We start from the raw sequence: 25112 nt of genomic DNA on the forward strand, positions 1-25112 counted from the left end.
AGGTGCACCGTCTAAGTCAACGAATTCGGCTGTTCCTGCGGCGTTTGAGCGCCGAATTCGCCGGGTTTTTTAGCGTTTTCTGGCGGGTGCGGATGCCACCGCACGGCAGCCATCTGGAAGCTGATCCACAGGGGCTTTCCGGTGGGTGCACCCGCGCAGTTGACGCTCTGCCCCGCAGTTGAATACTGTCAACGCGTGGGAACCGGCGCTGGCGGCGGCGATTCGTGTTTTTTGAGAGTGCCGGTGAAGGCGTTATGACACACGGGGAAACAGTCAGGGCTGCAATCGAGGAGCTTCGCAAGGCGCTTGGCAGTCTCGAGAATGCGCTCGACATGCGCTTTGACCGTGAACGGGAACACGGCGAGGTGGAAGGCGAGGTGCGTCGCGTTAATGCCGACCGTTCGCGGCTTGCCCAGGAGCTGGACCAGTCCGAATTCCGCGCCAACCGGCTGGAAGAGGTCAACCGCGAGGTGTCCCGCCGTCTCGTCACGGCGATGGAGACCATCCGCGCCGTACTTGACCGATAGGCGCAACAGAAAGAATCCGCATGGCTCAGGTAACCGTTCAGATCGATGGCAAGGCCTATCGCATGGCCTGCGAGGAGGGGCAGGAGTCCCACCTGGAAGACCTCGCCGCCGGGTTCGATCGGTATGTCGGGCACCTCAAGGAGCAGTTTGGCGAGATCGGCGACCTGCGCATCACCGTCATGGCCGGCATCATGGTCATGGACGAGCTCAACGATGTGACGCGCCGGCTTGAAACGCTGGAAAAAGAAACCGAGCAACTTCGCAGCGGCCGCGAAGGCGTGCTGGTCGAGGTGTCGCGCAGCGAAGAGGCGATCGCCCAGGCGCTCGGCGAACTCACCAACCAGATTCAGGGCATGGCCGCCAAGCTCAACGGCAAACCGCAGGTCAACTGATCCGGGCGTTGTTTTTCGTTCAGACAGCCAACGCTTAGTCGATTGCCACTGGCGAAGGCGCTGCTTTGCGCCTATATGTCATGAGCGATCTGCGCTTCCCGACAGGAACCACAATCCCTGGGGCCATACTCGATCCAAAGGGAGCTGTCCCTGGCCAGGCCCGTGGGCTTGGACATATGGCGCCCACCTACGTTTGTAGGCACCCAGGATCGTAAATCTCCATCGGTCGCCGCGGATCGCACCCTCTCTGTTTTCTCCGGTGCCCAGTGCAGAACTGGCGGTCGCTCAGCCGCAGGATTCGACGGGCGTGAAGATCTTGCGCAGCTGGGAAAGCGGCGCAGCGCCGGGATTGGCTTCCTGGTAGACCTCATTGTCGAACCAAGTGTCGGACGTGCCGATCTCGATCGCGCTGTCCGCCCACCACGGCTTGAAGACGCCGCTGACCAGTTTCATTTTCACCTCACCCGCGCCGACGCTTTCCACCTGCCAGCATCCGTCTCCTTCACCCTCTTCGGCGCCGGGCAGAAAGCTGTTCGTCGTGGAATCCCAATGCTGGGTTTGCCGCACGAAAAGCCCGGGCTTGAACACCGTGTCGGCATAGGCTGCCGACGGTCCGCAAAGGGTGACGGCAAGGGCGAGTTTGGAAAGAAACGGTGTTGTCGTTTTCATGGATACCCTCTCGTGCGCAGGATAGTCCGTTCCGAGTTATGGCGCGAGCCGGTAAAGTCAAAGTCGAAAGCGGATTGGCGTTTAGCAAACGAAAAAGGCCGCCCGTGAGGGGCGGCCTTTCGATGGTTGGTTCTTGAAATCGTCGCTTACGCGGCCGCCTTCAGTTCCTTGTCGATCATGGCGCGCAGGCTGCCGAGGTCCTTCGCGAAGGCGCGGATGCCTTCGGATAGCTTTTCGGTGGCCATGGCATCTTCGTTCAGCATCCAGCGGAAGGTCTTCTCGTCGATCTTGATCGGCGAAACCTTCGCAGCCTTTTCCGGCGAGAGCTTGCGCTCAAGCTTGCCTTCAGCAGCGTCGAGTTCCTCAAGAAGGGCCGGGCTGATCGTCAGGCGATCGCAGCCGGCGAGGGCTTCGATTTCGCCGATGTTGCGGAAGGAGGCGCCCATGACGATCGTGTTGATGCCATTGGACTTGTAATAGTCGTAGATCGAGCGGACCGACACCACGCCCGGATCTTCTTCGGCCGTGAAGGTCTTGCCCGATGCCTTGACGTGCCAGTCGAGGATGCGGCCGACGAAGGGCGAGATGAGGAACGCGCCGGCATCGGCGCAGGCGATCGCCTGGGCCTTGTTGAAGAGCAGCGTCAGGTTGCAGTCGATGCCGTCCTTCTGGAGAACTTCCGCCGCGCGGATACCTTCCCAGGTGGAGGCGAGCTTGATGAGGATGCGGTCGCGGGTGATGCCGCGTGCCTCATAGGCCTTGATGATGTCGCGACCCTTGGCAATCGAAGCCTCGGTATCGAAGGAAAGGTCTGCATCGACTTCGGTCGAAACACGGCCGGGGACAAGCTCAGCAAGTGCTGCGCCGACGGAAATGGCGAGACGGTCGGCAACGGCCGCCACGACGCCTTCACGGTTTCCGCCCTGGGACTGGCCCCAGCGGATCGCTTCTGCGACCGTGTCGGCAAACATCGGCGTGCCGAGCGCCTTGAGAACGATCGTGGGATTGGTGGTGCAATCGACCGGCTTCAGGCGGCGCACGGCTTCGATGTCGCCGGTGTCTGCCACGACGGTCGTCATCGCGCGAAGTTGTTCAAGCTTGGACGTCATATCCGAAATCCCGAAATGGTTGTTGCTGGGTGGCGTTCCAACGGAACGCTGAACCCTCCTCCATGTTCCTCGTCGGCAAACGCGTGCGGCGACAGTGCTTCCTTTTCCGTCGCCGCGCGTGCCCGCACAACCAATCCGCCGACGGAATGCCGCCAGCCGATATGAGCGGACTATCGTCCTTTGCGAGCAAAAAATCAAGTACTTTTGCTGATTGTTTTGAACATATGTCGCATTTTTGCGCGATGTGTTATGGTGCCTGCACGCTGCAAGGCAGCGCAAGTAATCGCAGAAACGGGAGGCGACGTGGCAAGGCTTCGGCGCGACACACATACGGCCTATTCGGAATCGGCGGCACTTCGGCTGCGCGCCGCCTGGCTCTATTACAATCAGGGCCTCACGCAGAAGGATGTCGCGGAAAAGATCGGCGTCAGCCGCTCCACCGTCATCCGCATGCTCGATGAGGCGCTGAAGCGTTCCGAGGTCCAGATCTGGATCAATGAGGGCATTGCTGATTGCGTGGAACTGGCCGTCAGGCTCGAGAAGGCCTACGGGCTTGACGAGGCCGTGGTGGTGCCGGCGGCCAATAGCGCGGAGGCGACGGCCAAGAGCGTGGGGCTCGCGCTCGGGCAATTCCTGACCGAGGCGATTCCCGATGACTGCACGGTCGGGGTCGGCTGGGGGCGGACGCTGACGGCATCGCTGGCAAGCTTCCGCCCGGCGCGGCGCGAGCGCGTCAAGGTCGTCTCGCTGCTCGGCGGCGTGGTCGAGGCGCATCAGATCAACCCGATCGAATATACCTGGCAACTGGCGAGCCAGCTGGGAGCGGAATGCTACCTGTTCCTCGCACCGCTGCTCGTCGATTCCCGCGAGACCAAGCGCAGCCTCATCGAGAAATGCGGCCTTAAGACCTTGTTCGACCTTGCTGAGAACATGGATATCGCCGTCGTCAGCTGCGGTGATATCGGCCCGCGCTCCAGTTCTCTGTCACGCGACTTCATTGCCCGCCATGAGCTGGAGGAACTGGTTGCGGCCGGCTGCGTCTGCGACACGATGTGCAATTTCCTCGACGCTGAAGGGCGCACGATCGATCATCCAATCCGCGACCGCGTCATGTCGATCGATCTCGATACGGTAAAAAAGGCGCGTCACATCGTGCTCGTCTCGGGCGGGGCGCACCGGGCTCCGGCCATCCGGGCCACGATCCGGCGTGTCGGCTGCAATACGCTGATCACCGATGAAGGCGCGGCGTTGGCCATGCTGCAACTGGCCGAAGACGCCGCTTCGGCTGATCTCAAATCAGATTGAGGCGCAGCGCACGCGTAATCGCGCCCGTAATGTTGCGCGCGCCGAGCTTGTCGGTCGCGCTGCGCATCGCGTCCGCCACGCGCTGCGAGGCCAGGTCGGTTTCCAGCACGATCTCACCCGGGCTCCTGCCGAGGGCGGCGAGCTCGAGACATCTCTTTTCTATTTCCGTCAGTTCGGGGCAAGGGGGGCGGTTACTCGGCGCAGGCATGCGGCCCGGTTAGAGACTTGGCGTGCCTGCGGAAAGTTCAAACTGTCGCAATGCTTAACGCGCGCGGTCGATCTCTGCCACACATGTGCCATTTCGGGATTCGGCGTTGCTGCCGGCGAATGCCTGCTTTGGTCGGATGAGGGATTTGCCTTTGCGCACTTTCACCTGATAAGGCACGGAAAAATGCTGGAGATACCCGTGACATCTTCCATGACGGCGAAGGAACAGAAGGCGGCGATCCGCAACGAACGGCTTGCCTTGCGCGATGCCATGACGCCGCAGGCGCGTATCGAAGCGGGACAGGCTATGGCGTTTCATGCCGGCGACCATATCGCCTTTGCGCCGGGCACCGTCGTTTCGGGATTCTGGCCGATTCGCTCCGAGGCCGATATCCGGCCGCTCATGGCGCATCTGCGCACGCGGGGCGCCAGGCTTTGCCTGCCCGTCGTGCTCGACCGGGAAACCATAGTGTTTCGCGCATGGGAACCGGATGCGCCTGTGGTCAAGACGGGCTTCGGCACGACAGGGCCGGGACCTGAGGCGGCCTTGCTCGAACCCGATATTCTTCTTGTTCCGCTTTCCGCGTTCGACAGAGCCGGGAACCGGATCGGTTATGGTGCCGGTCACTATGACCGCGCGATCGACCGGCTGAAAGCGAAAGGACGGGCGCCGAAACTGATCGGCATTGCGTTCGACTGCCAGGAAGTGGCATCAGTACCGGCGGAACCGCACGACGTCCCCCTCGACGCCATTCTCACGGAAAGCGGTCTCCGAATGGTCCAACAGGTTTCTTAAGGCAGTTCGATGCGTTTTCTCTTTCTGGGCGACATGGTGGGCAAGACCGGGCGGACGGCCGTCTGGGAGCGCCTGCCGGGATTGATCAGCGATTTCAAGCTGGATTTCGTCGTCGTCAACGGGGAGAACGCGGCCGGCGGCTTCGGCATCACGGAAGATATCTATCTCAGCACCATCGATGCCGGTGCCGATGTGGTGACGACCGGAAACCACGTCTGGGACCAGAAGGAGGCGGTGGGCTTTGCGGGCCGTCACGACCAGTTCCTGCGCCCCGCCAACTATCCAGCCGGCACGCCCGGCCGCGGCGCGAACCTCTTCATCGCCCGAAACGGGGCGCGCGTGCTCGTCGCCAACATCATGGGCCGCGTGTTCATGCATCCGGAACTGGACGATCCCTTTAACGCGGGCGAGGCCATCCTTGCTTCCTGCCCGCTCGGTGAGCAAGCGGATGCCATCATCTTCGACTTCCATGCAGAAGCGACGAGCGAGAAGCAGTGCTTCGGCCATTTCGTCGATGGGCGCGCCAGCGTCGTCGTCGGCACACATACCCATGTGCCGACCGCCGACTGCCAAATCCTGAATGGCGGAACGGGTTACATGTCGGATGCCGGGATGTGCGGCGATTACGACTCATCACTCGGCATGGAAAAGGAAGAACCGCTCAACCGCTTCATCTCAAAGATGCCGAAAGGCCGGTTCGAGGCCGCCTCAGGCCCGGCCACGATCTGTGGACTTGCCGTGGAAATCTCTGACCGCACCGGACTTGCCGAGAAGATCGCACCGCTTCGCCTCGGGCCACGCCTTAGCGAAACGGTGCCAAGCTTCTGGTAACGTCAGATCATACGGCGCAGATGATCGGCTGAACCTTCGTTGAAGCGCAGATGCGCCTTCACGCCAACATCAGGCTCTTCATCCGGATTGAAGTTGGCCTTGGCGATTTCCCAGCCGAATTTCAGCTTGCTGCCGGTCGAAGCCCAGATTTCGGCATCGTCCATTTCGAGCGCGAGCATGGTCAGCTTCGGATCGCTCTTGCCATGGTCGAACCATGCCTCGACGATCGAGCTCCAGTATTCGTCGATCTTGGCCGGATCCTTGCGTACGCTCAGACGGCCGGCAATGCAGGCGTGATAGTCGTGGTCCTTGCCCACAACGCAGAAATGGGCGTGCGCGCCGGGCGTCAGCGCCTTGACGATCTCGGCGTCTGTCCGGGTGAAAAACCAGATCGTCGCCGTCTGGCGGTCGAGCTGCGGCGACATCGGTTGCATGTGCATGTGGCTGCCTTCGACGCCGAGCATGCCGGCATGAATCTTGTCGATCTCGTCGAAGAGCTGCTCCTTGGGATTTTCGCGTGCACGGGTAATGTTGGACATGGTGTTCCTCGCAATCGTTGGTCGGTTCCCGCGGAAAACGTGAGGCCCCCGCCGAAGGTTCCGCTCAACGGATTGTGATCGCGCACCCGGTATCGCGGCCTCGACGTGATGATGCACCGGGCGCATAGTCGCATCGACCAATGAACGGAGCCGCTCATGCCGCATCTCCTGCTCATTCCGTTGATCGTGGTCGCCGTGTATCTCCTGGCGCCGCGTCCATCCCTTGCCCAGTCCGAGACGCCGCCAGTCAGCCAGTGCCAGATGATTGCCCGTGCGTTGCCGTCCGTCACTTTTGCCAGCTTTTCCGCCGACCCGGTGCTGAAGGTGCAGGCCAAGGCGGATGAGGAGGTGCGCATCACCTATATCGGCCATTCGACCTTCTTTATCGAGACGCCGGCCGGGGTGCGGATCGCCACCGATTATAACGGGTGGTATGCGCCGCCGGCGGTGCCGGATGTCGTGACGATGAACAAGGCGCATTCCAGCCACTATACGCTGAACCCCGATCCCGGGATCAACCATGTCCTGCACGGCTGGGACGAGGCCTCCGAGAACGGTGCCGACCACGATATCGTCGTTGGCGACGCTTACATCCGCAATGTGCCGACCGATATCAGGGGTTGGGGCGGCGCGATGGAGCCGAACGGCAATTCCATCTTCATCTTCGAGGTCGCGGGCCTGTGCATCGGCCATCTCGGCCATCTGCATCATGAACTGACGGAGAAGCAATATGCCGAGATCGGCCGGCTCGACGTTCTCATGGTGCCGGTCGATGGTGGGTTGACGATGGGGGCGGAAAGCATGAGCCGCGTCGTGCAGCGCCTTCGTTCCGCGCTCATTCTGCCCATGCACCGTCGCGGACCGCCGATCAGCCGGTTCCTTTCGATGTTCGGCAGCGGCTTCGATGCCGTGACCGACGATGACGCCAGCGTCACGGTTTCCATCCGCAGCTTGCCGAAACGGCCGACGATTCATATTCTCTCCGGCGTCTGACGCCGGAGTTGATGTGATGCGTTTCGTTCTTGCCGTGCCTGCCGTGCTGCTTTCATCGGCCCTTGCCTTCGCGAATGGCGCGCCGACACCCGGCGGGCCCGCAGGAGATGCCGGCAAGCCGCGCCAGACGGAAGCCAAGCCGGTGGAAAAGCTGCCGACACGCGCCTTCGGCGTGGCCGAACATTTCGTCATGCCATCAGGCAATATCGGTTGCACCTACATTCCCCAGGGCGGGACGGATGTATATCAGCCGCCGGATGGCGGCCCGGAACTCTCCTGCGACCGTATCGAGCCGAAATATCTTCGAGCGACCCTCGGGCGCAGCGGCAAGGCCACCGTCTTGTCCAATGTCGGCGACCAGGGCTGTTGCAGCGCGGATCGGACCATCGACTACGGCGAGGTCTGGAATGGCGGCCCGTTCACTTGCTACTCGGAGCGCACGGGGCTGACCTGCGAGCGCAATGACGGGCATTCCTTCCTGCTGAGCCGCGCCCGCGTGCGCGCAGACTAAGCCGCCGCGCTTTGTTCTGCCGCCCTGCTGGACGTGCGGCGGCAATGAAATTATAAGGCGGCATTCCGAAAATCGGGGCGGCAGGCCGGCGCGATACAGCGCCCTTGTGCTCCAGCGTACAGACCGGCGACCGAAACGACGGGCGCCAAACGAGACAGGGGTGCCATGGCTGGCCATTCACAGTTCAAGAATATCATGCACCGCAAGGGTCGGCAGGATGCCGTGCGGTCGAAAATGTTCTCCAAGCTTGCCCGTGAAATCACGGTTGCGGCGAAGACGGGTCTGCCAGACCCTTCGATGAACGCCCGGCTGCGTCTGGCCATCCAGAACGCCAAGGCGCAGTCCATGCCGAAGGACAATATCGAGCGCGCCGTCAAGAAGGCCTCGGGTGCCGACAGCGAGAACTACGAAGAAGTCCGCTACGAAGGCTATGGCCCGGGTGGCGTCGCCGTCATCGTCGAGGCGCTGACCGACAACCGCAACCGCACGGCTTCCTCCGTCCGCTCGACCTTCTCCAAGGCAGGCGGCGCGCTGGGTGAAACCGGTTCGGTTTCCTTCTCCTTCGACCGCGTCGGCGAGATCACCTACAAGCTTTCCGTCGGCGACGCCGACGCCGTCATGGAAGCCGCCATCGAGGCCGGCGCCGAGGACGTGACGACGGACGAGGACGGCCACACGATCATCTGCGGTTTCGAGGATATCGGCGAAGTGTCCAAGGCGCTCGAAGACAAGCTCGGCGAGGCCGAGACCGTCAAGGCGATCTGGAAGCCGCAGAACACGGTGCCGGTGGACGAGGAAAAGGCGCAGTCGCTGATGAAGCTCATCGACACGCTGGAAGACGATGACGACGTGCAGAACGTCTATTCGAACTTCGAAGTCTCCGACGAGGTCATGGCCAAGCTTTCGGCCTGATCGGATCCTCGATCTCTTCCGTCGCATCGGGCGGCCCCGAGAATGGCGTAGGGAGTGATTGCGAACAGCAAAAAGGCCGGGGTTTTGTCCCCGGCCTTTTGTTATGGCGCCTCGGCCAATTCCCGCTGTGCCTGCGCAAACAGCCGTACCGATTTCAGCCGCGCATCCATGTCGTAGATCGGCATGGAGATGATCAGTTCGTCTGCCCTGGTCAGATCCAGGAAATCGGCGATGCGCCGGCGGATTTTTTCAGGGCCGCCGACGACGGCATATTGCAGCGTATGTTCGACATTGATGTGCTCCTGCTCGCTCCAGAAGCCGTCCATGCTGTCCACCGGTGCCGGGAAGGCGCCGGGCGTGCCGCGGCGCAGGCGCACGAAGGATTGCTGCATGGACGTGAAGAGGTAGTCGGCTTCCGCATCCGTATCGGCAGCGGCTCCCATCACGCCCACCATGGCGTGAGGCTTGTCGAGATGCTGCGACGGCTCGAAGCGTTCACGGTAGATTTCCAGTGCCGAGAGCAGCATGTCGGGAGCGAAATGTGAAGCGAAGGCGAAGGGCAGGCCGAGCATGCCGGCCAGATGCGCCGAATAATGGCTGGAGCCGAGCAGCCAGACGGGCACGTTGCTGCCTGCACCGGGAATGGCGATGACCTTCTGCTCCGGGCTGATCGGCCCCATAAGCTGCATCAGTTCGACCACATCCTGCGGAAAATTGTTGGAACTGGTTTCGAGGTTGCGGCGTAGCGCCTGGGCCGTGCGCATGTCGGTTCCCGGCGCGCGGCCGAGACCAAGATCGATGCGATCAGGGAAGAGGGCTGCAAGCGTACCGAACTGTTCGGCGATGACGAGCGGCGAATGGTTCGGCAGCATGATGCCGCCGGAGCCCACGCGGATATTCTGCGTGCCGGCGGCGACGTGGTGGATGACGAGCGCGGTGGCGGCGCTGGCAATGCCGCGCATGCCGTGATGCTCCGCGAGCCAGAAGCGCTTGTAGCCCTGTGCTTCGGCTTCCTGCGCAAGGCGTCGGGAACTGGCCAGCGACTGGGCGACGGTGCCGCCTTCGATGACCGGTGAAAGGTCGAGGATGGAGAAGGGCACCATGGATGCAGCCTCATGTAAGGGAATTTGATCGTCCTCCCATGTAGGTTCAGTTTCGTGAAATCCAAGCGAGGCGTTCCGAGTTTGTGACGATAGCTTGAATGTTTTTGTTTTGTTCACATTTGGCTGGCAGGGTCCGTCCGACAGGATTAGGGTTCACGCATGCAGGAAACGATTCGCATCATTGGCATCGATCCCGGGCTCCGCCGCACCGGTTGGGGTGTCATCGAGACACTCGGCAATTCGCTGCGCTTCGTGGCGTCCGGAACCGTGACCTCCGATGGCGACATGGACCTTGCCTCGCGCCTATGCCAGCTGCATGACGGCCTTGCCGAAATCATACACAGCCACCAGCCGCACGAAGCCGCCGTCGAGCAGACCTTCGTCAACAAGGATGCAGTGGCAACGCTGAAACTTGGCCAGGCGCGCGGTATCGCCATGCTGGTGCCGGCCCGTGCCGGCCTGCGCGTCGCCGAATATGCGCCCAATGCCGTCAAGAAGGCGGTGATAGGCGTCGGTCATGGCGAAAAGCAGCAGATCCACATGATGCTGAAGGTCCTCATGCCCAAGGCGACCTTCGTGGGCAATGATGCCGCTGACGCGCTGGCCATCGCCATCTGCCATGCCCACAATCGCCAGGGCCTGTCTGGCCGTCTCGCCAAGCTTGTCGGCTGATTTGTTCTTGACTTGTTCCGGTGTGGCGGATAGGTAATACCTCAGAGGTATTACTATGCGCGTGACAGAAAAAGGTCAGGTGACCATCCCCAAGGAGATACGCGACCGATTGAATATCGGCCCTGGCTCGGAGGTGGATTTCGTTGCGGACGACAAGGGCGCGAGGCTGATCGTCGTCGCTGGTGGCAAGAGTGCGGAGCCGGACGATTTCGAGGCCTGGCTGAAGAGTCGAAGCGGTATCTTCGACACCGGCGGCATGACGACCGACGAATATATGGAATGGCTCCGTGGACCCCGCGATGACCTCGGTTCTGATTGATACGAACATCATCATCGATGTCTTTGGGCTCGAAACGCCGTTCAAGGACTGGTCGTCGCGCACCATTCTCGCGCTCAAGCCGGATGTTCAGTTCGTCCTCTCTCCCATCGTCTGGGCGGAGCTTGCCGGGTTGATGGCGAGCGAGGATACCCTCGCGCAAACGCTTTCACGGCTCAACCCGGTTCGCGAGGCCCTGCCGTTTTCCGCCGCCTACCAGGCGGGACTGGCGCATCAGCGGTATCGCCGCGCCGGCGGACTGCGCGAGCGCACGCTACCGGACTTTCTGATCGGGGCCCATGCCGCGGTTCGGGCCCATCGGCTTCTTACACGCGATGCCGCCCGTTACCGTGGCTATTTCCCTGCGCTCGACATCATCTCTCCCGAAACTCATCCCTGACGGATCCTTCCATGATCGGCAAACTCAAAGGCACTATCGACGAGATCGGCGAGGATCATGTGGTCCTCGACGTGCACGGGGTCGGCTATGTCGCCCATTGTTCGGCCCGCACGCTCGGCAAGCTCGGCTCCGCCGGCGAGGCGGCCGTGTTGTTCATCGAAACCTATGTGCGCGAGGACCAGTTCCGGCTGTTCGGCTTCCTGACGGCGCTGGAACGGGAATGGTTCCGCCTGTTGCAGAGCGTGCAGGGTGTCGGCTCCAAGGTCGCGCTCGCCGTGCTCTCGACGCTCACGCCGGGTGAGCTGGCCAATGCTATCGCGCTGCAGGACAAGACAGCGGTGTCGCGGGCGCCGGGTGTCGGGCCGAAGGTCGCCGTGCGCATCATGACGGAACTGCGCAACAAGGCCCCGGCTTTCTCCGGCGAGGCCGGCGCTTCCATCGGCCTCAAGCAGGAACTCGGCGAAGGCGTTGCCTCCGCACCCGTTTCCGATGCCGTTTCGGCGCTCACCAATCTCGGCTACTCGCGCGACCAGGCCGCCAATGCCATCGCAGCCGCGCTGAAGAATGGCGGGGAGGGCGCTGACAGTGCCAAGCTCATCCGTCTCGGTCTCAAGGAATTGTCGCGGTGACGCGGTTGCCTTCCGCCGTGGACAATGGGATTAGGGCGCGATGAGCGACGAAAACAGACTGCTTTCGCCGGACAAGCGCGGCGAGGACATCGACACGGCCCTGAGGCCGCAAACGCTGGACGACTTCACCGGCCAGGCGGAGGCGCGCGCCAACCTCAAGATCTTCATCGAGGCGGCGAAGAATCGCGGCGAAGCGCTCGATCATGTGCTGTTCGTCGGCCCGCCCGGTCTTGGCAAGACCACGCTCGCCCAGATCATGGCGAAGGAACTCGGCGTCAATTTCCGATCGACCTCCGGCCCGGTCATTGCCAAGGCCGGCGACCTTGCGGCGCTGCTCACCAATCTCGAGGAGCGCGACGTGCTCTTCATCGACGAAATCCACCGCCTCAATCCGGCCGTCGAGGAGATCCTCTATCCGGCCATGGAGGATTTTCAGCTCGACCTCATCATCGGCGAAGGCCCCGCCGCGCGCTCGGTGAAAATCGATCTTTCTAAATTCACACTAGTCGCTGCCACCACGCGTCTCGGGCTTTTGACGACGCCGCTGCGCGACCGTTTCGGCATCCCGGTACGGTTGAATTTCTACACCGTCGAGGAACTGGAATCGATCGTCCGACGCGGCGCCCGGCTGATGGGGCTCGGCATGACGGACGAGGGCGCGCGCGAGATTGCGCGCCGCGCCCGGGGCACCCCGCGCATCGCTGGCCGGCTTCTACGCCGGGTGCGCGATTTCGCCGAGGTGGCACGGGCGGAAGCCGTCACAAAAACAATCGCCGACGAGGCGCTGACGCGGCTTCTGGTCGACAATATGGGCCTCGACCAGCTCGACCGGCGCTATCTGTCGATGATCGCGCATAATTTCGGCGGCGGGCCTGTCGGGATCGAGACGATCGCTGCGGGGCTTTCCGAGCCACGTGACGCCATCGAGGATATCATCGAGCCCTACATGATCCAGCAGGGCTTCATTCAGCGCACGCCGCGCGGTCGCGTTCTGACCGCAAATGCCTGGAAGCATATGGGCCTCACGCCGCCCAAGGAGCTGGAAGCCACGCAGTTCCGGCTGGGGCTCGAGGATGAGTGAGCCGGATCGCCACATGATCCGCATCGACCGCAAACCCCAGCTTTTCAGCTTTCGCGTGGCGGGCCTGATCTTCCGTGACGGTTATCTTCTCGCGCAGCGCGCGGTGAAGGACGATTACTGGGCGCTGCCCGGAGGGCGCGCCGAGATCGGCGAAAGCTCGCAGGAGACGATCCTGCGGGAAATGCGCGAAGAACTCCATCGCGACGTGCGCATCGAGCGCCTGCTATGGACGGTTGAAAGCTTCTTCGCTTATCAAGGTTATGCCGCGCACGAACTCGGTTTCTATTATCTGCTGTCCATGGACGAGGACTTTCCCTTCCACGAGACCGACATTGTGCACCGCATCGTCGATGGTCTCGAAGTGGAATTCCGCTGGTTGCGCGCCACGCCTTCGGCACTGGTAGGTGACCGGCTGAAGCCGCAGTTCATTGCCGATCACATAGACCGTCTGCCGGCCGCCGTTCAACATGTCGTCATTCGGGAAGGGGTGTCGCGGCAGGCCGAAACGGAGACTGAAGCTTGACAGATATGCCTCACCATCTCTCGGGTGAACTGACCGAAGCGGGCCATAGGCTCGTGCAGCGGGTCTATTACGAAGACACGGATTTTTCCGGCGTGGTCTATCACGCGCGCTACCTGCATTTCTTGGAGCGCGGACGCACGGACTATCTTCGCCTGCTCGGGGTCGAGCAGGGTAGCCTCGTGCTGGAGGAAGACCGTGAGGGGCTCGTCTTCGTGGTGCACCGCATGGAGATCGATTTCAAGGCGCCGGCGCGCATGGACGATATCCTGACGATCCTCACCTCCACCGAAAAGGCCGGCGGCGCCAAGATGATCCTGAACCAGGAAATCCGCCGCGGCGAACAGCTACTGATTGCCGCGCGCGTCATCATCGCCGTCATCAATGCGCAGGGCAGGCCGCGTCGCCTGCCGGAGGCACTCGCCACCCGTTTTCTTACCAGAGCGCAAGAATTGACCAGTGTCGTTTAGCGGTAACGCTCCCTTAACCATAATGATGTCTTACTCGGTTGGTGAGGATTTTGTGCACTGCACGTCATCCTTTAACCAAATTTGCCGTGAAGAAGGCAGGTTGTAAGCGTTTGACCGGCATGGCGGCCGGCAGCATCAACCGGACATTCTTGACGGGCTGCGAAGCGGGTGCGGATCGAGATCCTGGCTGCGACGTGCGTTTGTGAATGCCCTAGCGGCCCCAACTCCCAGGCGGTCGCGACGGCGGAATGTTACCCGGTCGGGCTGCGATGTGCCCGTGCCGGGTATTTGGATTCGGGGACATAGGTCTATGGAACAAGTGGGTTTGGATGCCGCGCACAGTGTGACCCTCTGGGGTCTCTTCATGCAGGCCGGTTTCGTCGTAAAGCTCGTCATGCTCGGCCTGATCGCCGCGTCCGTCTGGACATGGGCGATCGTCGTCGACAAAACGGTGACATATGGGCGCGCCCGTCGTCAGCTCGATAATTTCGAGCAGGTCTTCTGGTCCGGGCAATCACTCGAGGAGCTCTATCGCACGCTGTCCGACCGTCAGACGTCGGGCATGAGCGCCATCTTCGTGGCGGCGATGCGCGAATGGAAGAAGAGTTTCGAACGGGGTGCGCGCTCGCCAATCGGCCTTCAGATGCGTATCGACAGGGCGATGGACGTGACGCTGTCGCGCGAATCCGAAACGCTGGAAGCGCGCCTCGGCTCGCTTGCCACCATCGGCTCGGCAGCCCCGTTCGTCGGGCTTTTCGGTACGGTCGTCGGTATCATGACGTCGTTCCAGGCCATTGCAGGCTCCAAGCAGACGAGCCTTGCTGTTGTGGCGCCCGGTATCGCGGAAGCGCTTCTAGCGACGGCAATTGGCCTTCTCGCCGCAATTCCGGCGGTTATCGCCTACAACAAGTTCTCCGCAGATGCAGGCAAGCTGACCTCGCGCATGGAAGGTTTCGCCGACGAGTTCTCGGCCATCCTCTCGCGCCAGATCGACGAAAAGCTGCAGCCGCGCGCCGCAGCGCAGTAACGGCAGACTGAAACGGAGACAACGCCATGGGCATGTCAGTCGGTGCAAAGAATTCGGGCGGCGGTCGCCGCCGTCGCGGCGGTGGCAAGCGGGCCCCGATGAGCGAAATCAACGTGACGCCGTTCGTGGACGTCATGCTCGTTCTGCTCATCATCTTCATGGTCGCTGCGCCGCTCATGACGGTCGGCGTGCCGATCGACCTGCCGAAGACGCAGGCCGCGGCCCTCAATGCCGATACGCAGCCGATCACCGTTTCGGTCAAGTCGGACGGGCAGGTCTACCTGCAGGAAACGGCAATCCCGATCGACGAGATCGCCGCCAAGCTGCAGGCCGTCGCGACGACGGGTTACACCGAGCGCGTCTTCGTGCGCGGCGACGGCAATGCGCCCTATGGCGTGGTCGCCGATGTCATGTCGCGCATCCAGGCTGGTGGTTTCACCAATATCGGCCTCGTCACCGAGCAGAAACCGGACAGGTAACAGCACGCCATGAAGGGCAGCCTTGCCACATCCGCCGTGCTCCACTCCCTGGTTCTGACCTGGGCGCTGGTATCGCTCGGCTCTCCCGAAAGCTTCGACGTGGCTAACGTCGAAGCGATGCCGGTCGACATCGTGTCGATCGAGGAGCTGACGCAGATCCAGCAGGGCGACAAGAAAGCCGAAATGAAGGAAAAGGCCGCGCCGGTTCCGACGAAGAAGGAAACGCCGGTCGAAAACGCGGAAAATGTTGGCGACAACGAGGTCGACCTGAAGAACCTGCCGACGCCGGGTGAAAAGCCGCGTGATATCGAGACCGCGGCGGCACCGGAAAAGGCGGAGAAGGTCGTTCAGACGCCCGATTCCAAGCCCGTCGAACAGGTGCAGGACGAGCAGAAGGCCAGCGAGCCCTCGACCGAGGTCGCGGCCATTGCCGAGCCCAAGCAAGAGGTCAAGCCCGACCCGAAGCCGGAAGCGACACCCTCCGAGGAGAAGCCCGCCGCCGACCCGGAAGCCGAGGCGCTGCCGGACAAGATCCCGCTTCCTGAGATGAAGCCGAAGGTCGAGACGAAGAAGGCCGAGCCGGCCGAAAAGCCCGCCGAGAAGAAGACGGAGACGGCAAAGGCCGAGACCGCCAAGACGCCGGACCGCAAGAAGGACGAGAAGAAGAAGCAGGAGAAGGCGACGTCGCAAAACGACAGCGACTTCAACTCCGACGAGATCGCGGCGCTTCTCAACAAGGAAAAGGCAGCCGGTGGTGGCGCCAAGCGTTCCCAGGAGCAGGCGGCGCTGGGTGGCAAGAAGACCACCAGCGGCACCAAGCTGTCCATGAGCGAGATGGATGCCCTGCGCGGCCAGATCCAGAACAATTGGTCGATCACGCCCGGGATGTCGGGCGCCGAGGATGTGCGCATCAAGGTGACGATGCAGCTCGATCAGAACGGCGACATTATCGGCGAACCCGAAGTCGTCGCGACCGGCGGCACGGACTCTGCGCGCCGCGCCCTTGCCGGTGGCGCGCGCCGCGCCATCATGAAATCGCGGCCGTTCAAGGGACTGCCGCCGGAAAAATATGATGCCTGGAGCGAAGTCGTCGTGAACTTCGACCCCAGCCAGATGATGTAAGAACTAGGGAAGGCCTAGATACATGCTGAGACGTAACCTCATTCGACTTCTGGTCGTGCTGACCGGGCTTGCGGCGTCCATGCCGATCGCATCGGCGAGAGTTGAAATCAACATCAACAAGGGCAATGTTGAGCCCCTGCCGATCGCCGTGACCGACTTCATCGCAAGTGGTGATCTCGGCCAGCGTATCACTGACGTGATCGCGGCGGACCTGAAGCGTTCCGGCCTTTTCGCGCCTGTCAACAAGCAGGCCTTCATCGAGAAGATTTCCAATCCCGACCAGCCGCCGCGCTTTGAAGACTGGAAGGTCATCAATGCGCAGGCGCTTGTGACGGGCCGCGTGACGCAGGAAGGTGACGGCCGTCTGCGTGCCGAGTTCCGCCTTTGGGACACCTTCGGCGGACAGCAGCTCACGGGCCAGCAGTTCTTCACCCAGCCGGAAAACTGGCGCCGTGTGGCTCATATCATCGCCGACGCGATCTATGAGAACCTGACCGGCGAAAAGGGCTACTTCGACACCCGTATCGTCTATGTCGCCGAAAGCGGCCCGAAGACGGCCCGCAAGCGCCAGCTCGCCATCATGGATCAGGACGGCTTCAACGCCCGCGCGCTGACCAATGGCAACGACATCGTGCTGACGCCGCGCTTCTCGCCGAACCGTCAGGAGATCACCTACATGTCCTTCGAGGGCAACCAGCCGCGCGTCTACCTGCTCCAATTGGAGACGGGGCAGCGTGAAGTGGTTGGCAACTTCCCCGGCATGACCTTCTCGCCGCGCTTCTCGCCGGATGGACAGAAGGTCATCATGAGCCTGCAGCAGGAAGGCAACTCGAACATCTACACGATGGATCTGCGGTCGCGGACCACGACACGCCTGACCTCGACGGCGGCGATCGATACCTCGCCATCCTATTCGCCCGATGGCGCGCAGGTCGTGTTCGAAAGCGACCGGGGCGGCAGGCCGCAGCTTTATGTCATGGGGGCTGACGGATCGAACCAGCGTCGTGTATCCTTCGGCGACGGTTCCTATTCCACGCCGGTCTGGTCTCCACGCGGCGATCTGATCGCCTTCACCAAGCAATCGGGCGGCAAGTTCTCGATCGGCGTGATGAAGCCGGATGGGTCGGGCGAGCGTATCCTGACGACGGGTTTCCATAACGAAGGTCCGACCTGGGCGCCGAACGGCCGCGTGCTGATGTTCTTCCGTCAGGCAGCCGGCGCCGGCGGTCCGCAGATCTACTCGATCGACCTGTCGGGTTATAACGAACAGCTGGTCCAGACGAAGGGCTTTGCGTCCGACCCGGCATGGTCGCCGCTTCTGGAATAGTGACGTTTATGGGACGGGCCTGCCGCGTTCTTGCCGCAAAGTCCTGCAAGGCAGGGATGAGGCGAGATACGGCGGGCCCGTATCCACTGGAATGCGAGGGGCCGGGGACGGTCTTGCAAGCAATCATTAACCATAATCGTTGAATGCGGATTAACCGCTCGCGGTTACAGTCTGGCAACCCTGATTGAAACCGATGCTTCAACGAACTTGACGCTAGACCTGATGCAAGGAGACCGGCTCATGAGCCGCATTGATACCCCGGCCACTGGCCGTATGCAGACCATCGCCCGTAACCCGGCCGTGATCGCCCTGTTCATGACGCTGGCTCTCGCGGGCTGCGCTTCCAAGAAGAACCTGCCCAACAGCGCCGGCGATCTCGGCCTGAACGGCGGGGCCGGCGGCTCGGCCACGCCCGGCTCGCAGCAGGACTTCACGGTTAATGTCGGCGACCGCATCTTCTTCGACACCGACTCCTCGTCGGTTCGCGCCGATGCCGCTGCGACACTCGATCGCCAGGCCCAGTGGCTTCAGCGCTACCCGAACTACGCCATCACGGTCGAAGGCCATGCCGACGAACGCGGCACGCGTGAATACAACCTTGCGCTCGGTGCACGCCGTGCGGCCGCGACCCGCCAGTACCTTGCTTCGCGTGGTATCCCGGCCAACCGCATCAAGACGATCTCCTACGGCAAGGAAAAGCCGGTCGCCGTTTGCGACGACATTTCCTGCTGGTCGCAGAACCGCCGTGCCGTCACAGTTCTGGGTGGCGCAGGCATGTAATTCCCCGCCAAGGGGAAGAAACGGAGAGGCGGCCGCAAGGCCGCCTTTCTTTTTTCAACACACTTTGGCCGAACTCCGTTGCTTTTTAAGAGCATTTGGAAAACTCTTGCGCCTGTGCTTCGGCGCATTTTTCGATCAACAGGACGACGATAGATGAAGAAACTTGTCGCGGCAGGCGTTCTCAGTCTGGCAGCGGTTGTGGGCACTGTCGGGCCGATCAGCGCATCGCCGCTCTCCACGCTGGCAGGCGGTCTCTTTACGGCCAAGGCCGAGCGGGTAGAGAAGGGCAATGTCATTCTTGCACAGGCCATGGACCCCAGGGTCGGCCAGCTTGAAGAGCAGATCCGCACGCTCAACGGTCGCATCGAGGAGATGAGCTACCAGCTTCTCCAGATGCAGGAACAGATCCGCAAGGCGCAGGAAGACAACGAATACCGTTTCCAGGAACTGGAAGGCGGAAAATCTGGCGCCAGCGGAAAGAGCGGCTCGCTCGACAAGCCGGTCAATGGCGGAACGGCCGACAGCCAGATTGCAACGAACAACGTGCCGGCGGATGATACCGCCGGTGCGAACACCCGTGCCAATACCGGTGGCGGTGCGATGCCGCAGGAGCTCGGCTCCATCAAGTTCGACGAGAACGGCAATCCGATCGGCGCGGACACCAATCCCGATCTCAACAACCAGAGCGCTTCGATCGGCAACGACAATTCGCTGCCGGGCGTCGATAGCGGCCAGTCGCAGGCGACGCAGTCCTCGACGGCTTCGCTCGACAATCCCGACGATCTCTACAAGGTCGCCTACGGGCATGTGCTTTCCGGCGATTACCAGCTCGCCGAGCGCGAGTTCCGCGATTATCTCGACATCTATCCCAACACGGAGAAGGCCGCCGACGCCAATTTCTGGCTGGGCGAGGCGCAGTACTCGCAGGGCAATTTCAACGACGCGGCCAAGACCTTCCTCAACGCGCATCAGACCTTCGGCAAGTCCAAGAAGGCGCCCGAGATGCTCTTGAAGCTTGGCATGTCGCTTGCTGCGCTCGACAACCGTGAAACTGCCTGCGCCACGCTGCGCGAGGTAAACAAGCGCTATCCGGACGCGTCCAAGGCCGTCAAAAGCAAGGTCTCTTCCGAACAGAGCCGACTGTCCTGCTGATTGCGGGGCATAGAGTGGTCGTGACCCGGGCGGACGATACCGTCATCGAGGCAGCCGACCGCCTTTTCAAAAGTTTCAAGCGTCCCGTAACGCTTCTGGTCGCGGTTTCCGGCGGCAGCGATTCAATGGGGCTTCTCCTCTCGCTCGCGGAACTTTGCGCAAGCGGGCATTATCCCGGCATCCGGCTTTGCGCCTGCACCGTCGACCATGATTTGCGTGCCGGCTCAGCCGAAGAGGCGCAATGGGTCGCAACCGTCTGCGCGCATCATGGCGTACATCATCTCACGCGTCGCTGGAGCGGCCTGAAGCCGCAGGCCGGCTTGCAGGCTGCCGCCCGCGCGAAGCGCTATGCATTGCTCGTGGATGCCGCAGGCGAAGCGGGCGCCGATGCCATCCTCTCCGCTCATACCCTGGACGATCAGCACGAGACCGTGACCATGCGCGCCACACGGTCGCAGGAAGGGGTTGGACTTTCCGGCATGGCGGACGCCGTGCTGCTGGAAAGCGCCATCTGGTTGCTTCGGCCATTCCTCGGCCTCGGCCGCGCCGAAATCCGATCGTTTCTTCAAGAGCGAGGACAGGGCTGGATCGACGATCCCAGCAACAGCAATCCGAAATTCGAGCGGGTGCGGGTGCGGTCTGGCGATGACCCCAGGGTTTCCGCTGTCGAGCCAAACCAGCGGTTTTCCCTTTCCCTGCGCGGGGCGTATTTCCTGCGCGACCGTGTGCAGGCAGCAAGTGAGGCCTTCTTGCTGTCGCCGAATGGCGTCCACGCGGCACTGGGCGATCCGGCCGCGTGGCGGGCGCTTCTGTTGCTGGCCGCAACGGCGGGCGGACGTCCTCACGTCATCGAAGCGCGGGCTGCCGGGCGGCTTCGCGCTTTCCTTGCCAGCGACACGCTGTCGCGGCTGACCGCGGGTCGCGTGGTGTTTGATCGGCGGCGCGATGGGCTTTATCTCTATCGCGAATGCCGTGACATCGCGGCGGTGACTGTGCCGCCGGAGGGCGTGGCGCTGTGGGACGGCCGTTACCGGCTTGCCAACCGTGGGGGCCGCGCAATTATCGTGACGGCCTCCGATGAGGTCGGTGGGAAGGGGCTGCGTGGACCTGCTTTGCGGGCTGCAAGTGCGGCGCCGCGCCTCATTTTCGAGCGTGGCGGTCGCGTGCCTGACGGCGCCGTGCTTTCGGAGCGGTTGATTGCGCCTTACACTCATTTTCTGCCGCGTTTCGACCTGCCGCTGGCGCAGGCGCTGGCAGTGCTGTGCGGCCGGCTGCCGTTTCTCTCTCCGCCAAACGAATGAAGGCCGCGCCTTGGGCGTTGTGCTAGAATGCAGCGATGCGGGCGGGAGGCAGAACAGCCGCTGTCGCGTGCCTGTTGACGATAGTTTGAGAAATGCCCGCTTGCCGTGCTCTTTGCCTTGGCAAGGCGGCGTGGCGACCCTATGTTAGAGACCAGAGAAGCGGCCGGGACAGCCCGGCCGGGAAAGTGCCCGGACCGTTCGATGAATCCCAATTTCCGAAACTTCGCCCTCTGGGCGATCATCGCCCTCCTGCTGATCGCGTTGTTCAGCATGTTCCAGACGAGCCCGACCCAGACCGGTTCGCGCGACATTCCCTATTCGCAGTTCCTCAAGGAGGTCGATGCGAGCCGGGTGAAGGAAGTCGTCATCACCGGCGAAAAGATCGTCGGCAGCTATGTCGAGACGGGGGCTACCTTCCAGACCTATGCGCCAAACGGCGACAATTCGCTGGTGCAGCGCCTGGAAGCGAAGAACGTCGTGGTCAGCGCGCGGCCTGAAACGGATGGCTCGTCGGGCTTCCTCAGCTATATCGGCACACTGCTGCCCATGCTGCTCATTCTCGGCGTCTGGCTCTTCTTCATGCGCCAGATGCAGGGTGGCTCGCGTGGCGCGATGGGTTTCGGCAAATCGAAGGCCAAGCTTCTGACGGAAGCGCATGGCCGCGTCACTTTTGCGGATGTCGCAGGTGTCGATGAAGCCAAGCAGGACCTTGAGGAAATTGTTGAATTCCTGCGCGACCCGCAGAAGTTCCAGCGCCTCGGCGGTCGTATTCCGCGCGGCGTGCTGCTTGTCGGCCCCCCCGGTACCGGTAAGACGCTGCTTGCGCGCTCCGTCGCGGGTGAAGCCAACGTGCCCTTCTTCACCATCTCCGGTTCCGACTTTGTCGAAATGTTCGTCGGTGTCGGTGCCAGCCGTGTGCGCGACATGTTCGAGCAGGCCAAGAAGAATGCGCCGTGCATCATCTTCATCGACGAAATCGATGCCGTCGGTCGTCACCGCGGCGCTGGTCTCGGCGGCGGCAATGACGAGCGCGAGCAGACGCTAAACCAACTCCTCGTCGAGATGGACGGCTTCGAAGCCAATGAAGGCATCATCCTGATCGCCGCAACCAACCGTCCGGATGTTCTCGACCCCGCGCTTCTGCGTCCCGGCCGTTTCGACCGTCAGGTCGTCGTGCCGAACCCGGATATCGTCGGCCGCGAGCGCATCCTCAAGGTCCATGTCCGCAACGTGCCGCTGGCGCCGAATGTGGATCTCAAGGTTCTTGCCCGTGGTACGCCGGGTTTCTCCGGTGCCGACCTGATGAACCTGGTCAACGAGGCCGCTCTCATGGCCGCGCGTCGCAACAAGCGCCTCGTCACCATGCAGGAGTTCGAGGACGCCAAGGATAAGATCATGATGGGCGCCGAGCGCCGCTCCTCCGCCATGACTGAGGCGGAGAAGAAGCTGACCGCCTATCACGAGGCCGGCCACGCCATCGTCGCGCTCAAGGTTCCGCTTGCAGATCCGCTGCACAAGGCGACGATCATTCCGCGCGGCCGTGCGCTCGGCATGGTCATGCAGCTTCCCGAGGGCGATCGCTACTCGATGAGCTACAAGTGGATGGTCTCTCGCCTCGCCATCATGATGGGCGGCCGTGTTGCCGAGGAAGTGACCTTCGGTAAGGACAACATCACCTCCGGCGCCTCCTCCGATATCGAGCAGGCCACCAAGCTTGCGCGTGCGATGGTCACCCAGTGGGGCTTCTCCGATCAGCTCGGTCTTGTCGCTTACGGCGAAAACCAGCAGGAGGTCTTCCTCGGCCATTCGGTGTCGCAGCAGAAGAACGTGTCGGAAGCCACCGCGCAGAAGATCGACAACGAAGTACGTCGCCTGATCGACGAGGCCTATACCGAAGCCAAGCGCATCATCACCGAGCAGCACCACGAATTCGTGGCGCTCGCCGAAGGCTTGCTCGAATATGAGACGCTGACGGGCGAGGAGATCAAGGCGCTGATCCGTGGCGAAAAGCCGGCCCGCGACCTTGGCGACGACACTCCGCCCAGCCGCGGCTCTGCCGTACCGAAGGCGGGCCACAAGAAGGGTGGCGAGCCGGAAGGCGGCCTGGAACCGCAGCCGCAGTAACACTGCTCGTCTTGATAATGCATGCCACACGGCCGGGAAGCAGTTCCCGGCCGTTTTCTTTTGGTAACGGGCTGTAATGAATTCTGATGCACAGGTGGATGTGCTTTGCCCGCATTTGTGGCAAAGAAGCGCGAAGGCCGCGCGCATTTAAGGATAAAGTGATGTTGCGCGCCTGAACGGTTTCCGTCTTGCCCGCCTTGATATATGGCATGGCGACAGCTGCAGGTTGAGCATGTTGCGGATGGAGAGCGCCGCACCGGCCTGCGATCTTTTTCAGGAGCGAACATGAAACGTCGTTATTTCGGCACGGATGGTATCCGGGGGCAGTCCAACATCTTCCCGATGACGCCGGATCTCGCCATGCGGGTTGGCATTGCCGTGGGCACGATTTTCCGGAACGGCGATCATCGCCACCGGGTGGTGATCGGCAAGGATACGCGTCTTTCCGGCTATATGCTGGAAAATGCCATGGTGGCGGGCTTCACCGCCGCCGGCCTCGATGTCTTCCTGCTCGGCCCGATCCCCACACCGGCCGTCGCCATGCTGACCCGTTCGCTACGCGCGGATATCGGTGTCATGATCTCGGCTTCGCACAATCCCTATCAGGACAATGGCATCAAGCTGTTCGGCCCTGACGGCTACAAGCTTTCAGACGCCATCGAGATGCAGATCGAGGAACTGCTCGACAGCGATCTCTCCACGCAGCTGGCAAAGCCTGCCGATATCGGCCGGGCCAAGCGCGTCGAGGGCGACATTTATCGCTATATCGAGCAGGCCAAGCGCACGCTGCCGCGCGATGTCACGCTGCAGGGCCTGCGGATCGCCGTCGACTGTGCGAACGGTGCCGCCTACAAGGTCGCACCGCTCGCGCTCTGGGAACTCGGCGCCGACGTGGTGACGATTGGTGCGGAACCCGATGGACGCAACATCAATCTCGAATGCGGCTCGACCCATCCCGAAACCCTCCAGCGCAAGGTGCATGAAGTGCGCGCCGACATCGGCATCGCGCTTGATGGCGACGCCGACCGCGTGCAGATCGTCGACGAGAACGGCAAGATCATCGATGGCGACCAGCTGATGGCCGTGATCGCCGAAAGCTGGGCGGCAGACGGCATGCTGCGTGGCAACGGCATCGTCGCCACCGTCATGTCCAATCTCGGCCTCGAGCGCTTCCTCAAGGGCAGGGGCCTCGGCCTTGAGCGCACAAAGGTCGGCGACCGCTACGTCGTCGAGCATATGCGCCAGAACGACTACAATGTCGGCGGCGAGCAATCGGGCCACATCGTGCTCTCCGATTTCGGCACGACGGGGGACGGCCTCGTCGCCGCCCTGCAAATCCTGGCCTGCGTCAAGCGCAGCGGCAAGACGGTCAGCGAAGTGTGCAACCGCTTCGAGCCGGTTCCGCAAGTGCTGAAGAACGTCCGGGTAAAGGCCGGCGCGCCGCTCGAAGATGCCGCCGTATTGCAGGCCATTGCCGATGCGGAGAGTGAACTCGCCAAGAACGGCCGCCTGCTCATCCGTCCGTCCGGCACCGAACCGCTCATCCGTGTCATGGCCGAAGGCGACGATCGCGCCCAGGTCGAGCGCATCGTGGACGAACTCGTCAGCGTGATCGGCGCCGTACGCAACGCAGCCTGAGACATTCCTCTTACAAGTGTTCTAGAAGGCCGGAGCCAATGCTTCGGCCTTTTCTTTTGTCTTGAAGTCGATTCCGCGATTTTATTTAAAATTTTACCGAATTGGTAAACCAAATTTAATGAACAGGGTAAATCTTTGTAGTTAATCGCCCCTTAACCTTTCTTCTTCATTATCCATGCC

At 62.1% G+C, this 25112-nt stretch carries 28 protein-coding genes and 1 other RNA gene; 25 read left to right on the forward strand and 4 right to left on the reverse strand.

Annotation, left to right across the window (positions count from 1 at the left end; genetic code table 11):
* Positions 1-254: 254 nt before the first annotated feature.
* From MKI86_RS15550 to ssrS, 3 genes are all read left to right on the forward strand, one after another.
* Positions 255-527, forward strand: a complete 273-nt coding sequence (locus MKI86_RS15550; RefSeq protein WP_134645812.1) for a DUF4164 domain-containing protein — start codon at positions 255-257, stop codon at positions 525-527.
* Positions 528-547: 20 nt separating this feature from the next.
* The gene (locus MKI86_RS15555) at positions 548-919 is read left to right on the forward strand and encodes a cell division protein ZapA (protein WP_241602073.1); all 372 of its coding nucleotides are present in this window, start codon (positions 548-550) and stop codon (positions 917-919) included.
* Between the two features lie 83 nt (positions 920-1002).
* Positions 1003-1161, forward strand: a non-coding RNA gene (gene ssrS, locus MKI86_RS15560) — 6S RNA.
* A 43-nt stretch (positions 1162-1204) separates the two neighbouring features.
* Here the strand turns inward: ssrS and MKI86_RS15565 are convergent.
* A complete protein-coding gene (locus MKI86_RS15565; protein ID WP_241602075.1) occupies positions 1205-1588 on the reverse strand; it encodes a hypothetical protein in 384 nt (127 codons plus the stop codon).
* A gap of 146 nt (positions 1589-1734) precedes the next feature.
* Entirely contained in the window at positions 1735-2697 is a 963-nt protein-coding gene (gene tal / locus MKI86_RS15570; protein WP_241602077.1) for a transaldolase, read from the reverse strand.
* A gap of 303 nt (positions 2698-3000) precedes the next feature.
* Between tal and MKI86_RS15575 the strand changes: the two genes are divergently transcribed.
* The 3 genes from MKI86_RS15575 to MKI86_RS15585 all read left to right on the forward strand — a co-directional run bounded on the left by MKI86_RS15575 (position 3001) and on the right by MKI86_RS15585 (position 5836).
* The gene (locus MKI86_RS15575) at positions 3001-4002 is read left to right on the forward strand and encodes a sugar-binding transcriptional regulator (RefSeq protein WP_241602078.1); all 1002 of its coding nucleotides are present in this window, start codon (positions 3001-3003) and stop codon (positions 4000-4002) included.
* Positions 4003-4420: 418 nt separating this feature from the next.
* Positions 4421-5005 (forward strand): 5-formyltetrahydrofolate cyclo-ligase, encoded by a 585-nt coding sequence (locus MKI86_RS15580; RefSeq protein WP_241602532.1) that lies wholly within the window; start codon positions 4421-4423, stop codon positions 5003-5005.
* Between the two features lie 9 nt (positions 5006-5014).
* The gene (locus MKI86_RS15585) at positions 5015-5836 is read left to right on the forward strand and encodes a TIGR00282 family metallophosphoesterase (protein WP_241602080.1); all 822 of its coding nucleotides are present in this window, start codon (positions 5015-5017) and stop codon (positions 5834-5836) included.
* 2 nt (positions 5837-5838) lie between these two features.
* On the opposite strand, the gene MKI86_RS15590 is transcribed toward MKI86_RS15585, so the two are convergent.
* On the reverse strand, positions 5839-6375 hold the full coding sequence (locus MKI86_RS15590) for a pyridoxamine 5'-phosphate oxidase family protein (RefSeq protein ID WP_241602082.1): 537 nt from the start codon (positions 6373-6375) through the stop codon (positions 5839-5841).
* Positions 6376-6531: 156 nt separating this feature from the next.
* On the opposite strand from MKI86_RS15590, the gene MKI86_RS15595 reads away from it, so the two are divergent.
* From MKI86_RS15595 to MKI86_RS15605, 3 genes are all read left to right on the forward strand, one after another.
* The gene (locus tag MKI86_RS15595) at positions 6532-7368 is read left to right on the forward strand and encodes an MBL fold metallo-hydrolase (protein ID WP_241602083.1); all 837 of its coding nucleotides are present in this window, start codon (positions 6532-6534) and stop codon (positions 7366-7368) included.
* A gap of 16 nt (positions 7369-7384) precedes the next feature.
* On the forward strand, positions 7385-7879 hold the full coding sequence (locus MKI86_RS15600) for a hypothetical protein (RefSeq protein WP_241602084.1): 495 nt from the start codon (positions 7385-7387) through the stop codon (positions 7877-7879).
* Positions 7880-8044: 165 nt separating this feature from the next.
* The gene (locus MKI86_RS15605) at positions 8045-8791 is read left to right on the forward strand and encodes a YebC/PmpR family DNA-binding transcriptional regulator (protein WP_241602087.1); all 747 of its coding nucleotides are present in this window, start codon (positions 8045-8047) and stop codon (positions 8789-8791) included.
* A gap of 101 nt (positions 8792-8892) precedes the next feature.
* Here the strand turns inward: MKI86_RS15605 and MKI86_RS15610 are convergent, their stop codons facing one another.
* Positions 8893-9894: an LLM class flavin-dependent oxidoreductase gene (locus MKI86_RS15610; RefSeq protein WP_241602090.1), complete on the reverse strand. Its 1002-nt coding sequence runs from the start codon at positions 9892-9894 to the stop codon at positions 8893-8895.
* Between the two features lie 159 nt (positions 9895-10053).
* Here MKI86_RS15610 and ruvC point away from each other — a divergent pair, with 159 nt between their 5' ends.
* From ruvC to glmM, 16 genes are all read left to right on the forward strand, one after another.
* Positions 10054-10566, forward strand: a complete 513-nt coding sequence (gene ruvC / locus MKI86_RS15615; protein WP_241602093.1) for a crossover junction endodeoxyribonuclease RuvC — start codon at positions 10054-10056, stop codon at positions 10564-10566.
* A 55-nt stretch (positions 10567-10621) separates the two neighbouring features.
* Entirely contained in the window at positions 10622-10885 is a 264-nt protein-coding gene (locus tag MKI86_RS15620) for an AbrB/MazE/SpoVT family DNA-binding domain-containing protein (RefSeq protein WP_134645786.1), read from the forward strand.
* Entirely contained in the window at positions 10866-11282 is a 417-nt protein-coding gene (locus MKI86_RS15625) for a type II toxin-antitoxin system VapC family toxin (RefSeq protein ID WP_241602096.1), read from the forward strand. Before MKI86_RS15620 ends, MKI86_RS15625 begins: the two co-directional genes overlap by 20 nt.
* A gap of 11 nt (positions 11283-11293) precedes the next feature.
* Entirely contained in the window at positions 11294-11911 is a 618-nt protein-coding gene (gene ruvA, locus MKI86_RS15630) for a Holliday junction branch migration protein RuvA (RefSeq protein ID WP_241602098.1), read from the forward strand.
* Positions 11912-11951: 40 nt separating this feature from the next.
* Positions 11952-12992, forward strand: a complete 1041-nt coding sequence (gene ruvB / locus MKI86_RS15635; RefSeq protein ID WP_241602100.1) for a Holliday junction branch migration DNA helicase RuvB — start codon at positions 11952-11954, stop codon at positions 12990-12992.
* A complete protein-coding gene (locus tag MKI86_RS15640; RefSeq protein WP_241602102.1) occupies positions 12985-13515 on the forward strand; it encodes an NUDIX hydrolase in 531 nt (176 codons plus the stop codon). The genes ruvB and MKI86_RS15640 overlap by 8 nt, the downstream gene beginning before the upstream one ends.
* A gap of 5 nt (positions 13516-13520) precedes the next feature.
* Complete coding sequence (gene ybgC / locus MKI86_RS15645; RefSeq protein ID WP_370879995.1) at positions 13521-13982, forward strand: tol-pal system-associated acyl-CoA thioesterase; 462 nt, start codon at positions 13521-13523, stop codon at positions 13980-13982.
* 310 nt (positions 13983-14292) lie between these two features.
* A complete protein-coding gene (tolQ, locus tag MKI86_RS15650) occupies positions 14293-15009 on the forward strand; it encodes a protein TolQ (protein WP_134645776.1) in 717 nt (238 codons plus the stop codon).
* A gap of 26 nt (positions 15010-15035) precedes the next feature.
* Entirely contained in the window at positions 15036-15488 is a 453-nt protein-coding gene (tolR, locus tag MKI86_RS15655; RefSeq protein WP_241602107.1) for a protein TolR, read from the forward strand.
* A gap of 9 nt (positions 15489-15497) precedes the next feature.
* On the forward strand, positions 15498-16610 hold the full coding sequence (gene tolA, locus MKI86_RS15660) for a cell envelope integrity protein TolA (RefSeq protein ID WP_241602110.1): 1113 nt from the start codon (positions 15498-15500) through the stop codon (positions 16608-16610).
* 22 nt (positions 16611-16632) lie between these two features.
* Entirely contained in the window at positions 16633-17937 is a 1305-nt protein-coding gene (tolB, locus tag MKI86_RS15665) for a Tol-Pal system beta propeller repeat protein TolB (RefSeq protein WP_241602113.1), read from the forward strand.
* A 240-nt stretch (positions 17938-18177) separates the two neighbouring features.
* Positions 18178-18717 (forward strand): peptidoglycan-associated lipoprotein Pal, encoded by a 540-nt coding sequence (pal, locus tag MKI86_RS15670; RefSeq protein WP_241602116.1) that lies wholly within the window; start codon positions 18178-18180, stop codon positions 18715-18717.
* Positions 18718-18870: 153 nt separating this feature from the next.
* Entirely contained in the window at positions 18871-19869 is a 999-nt protein-coding gene (ybgF, locus tag MKI86_RS15675) for a tol-pal system protein YbgF (RefSeq protein WP_241602119.1), read from the forward strand.
* 14 nt (positions 19870-19883) lie between these two features.
* Positions 19884-21170: a tRNA lysidine(34) synthetase TilS gene (tilS, locus tag MKI86_RS15680; RefSeq protein ID WP_241602120.1), complete on the forward strand. Its 1287-nt coding sequence runs from the start codon at positions 19884-19886 to the stop codon at positions 21168-21170.
* Positions 21171-21371: 201 nt separating this feature from the next.
* On the forward strand, positions 21372-23294 hold the full coding sequence (gene ftsH / locus MKI86_RS15685) for an ATP-dependent zinc metalloprotease FtsH (RefSeq protein ID WP_241602123.1): 1923 nt from the start codon (positions 21372-21374) through the stop codon (positions 23292-23294).
* A gap of 285 nt (positions 23295-23579) precedes the next feature.
* On the forward strand, positions 23580-24932 hold the full coding sequence (gene glmM / locus MKI86_RS15690) for a phosphoglucosamine mutase (protein ID WP_241602126.1): 1353 nt from the start codon (positions 23580-23582) through the stop codon (positions 24930-24932).
* Positions 24933-25112 lie beyond the last annotated feature (180 nt).

Source organism: Shinella sedimenti (assembly GCF_022601905.1).
GTDB classification, from domain to species: Bacteria; Pseudomonadota; Alphaproteobacteria; order Rhizobiales; family Rhizobiaceae; genus Shinella; species Shinella sedimenti.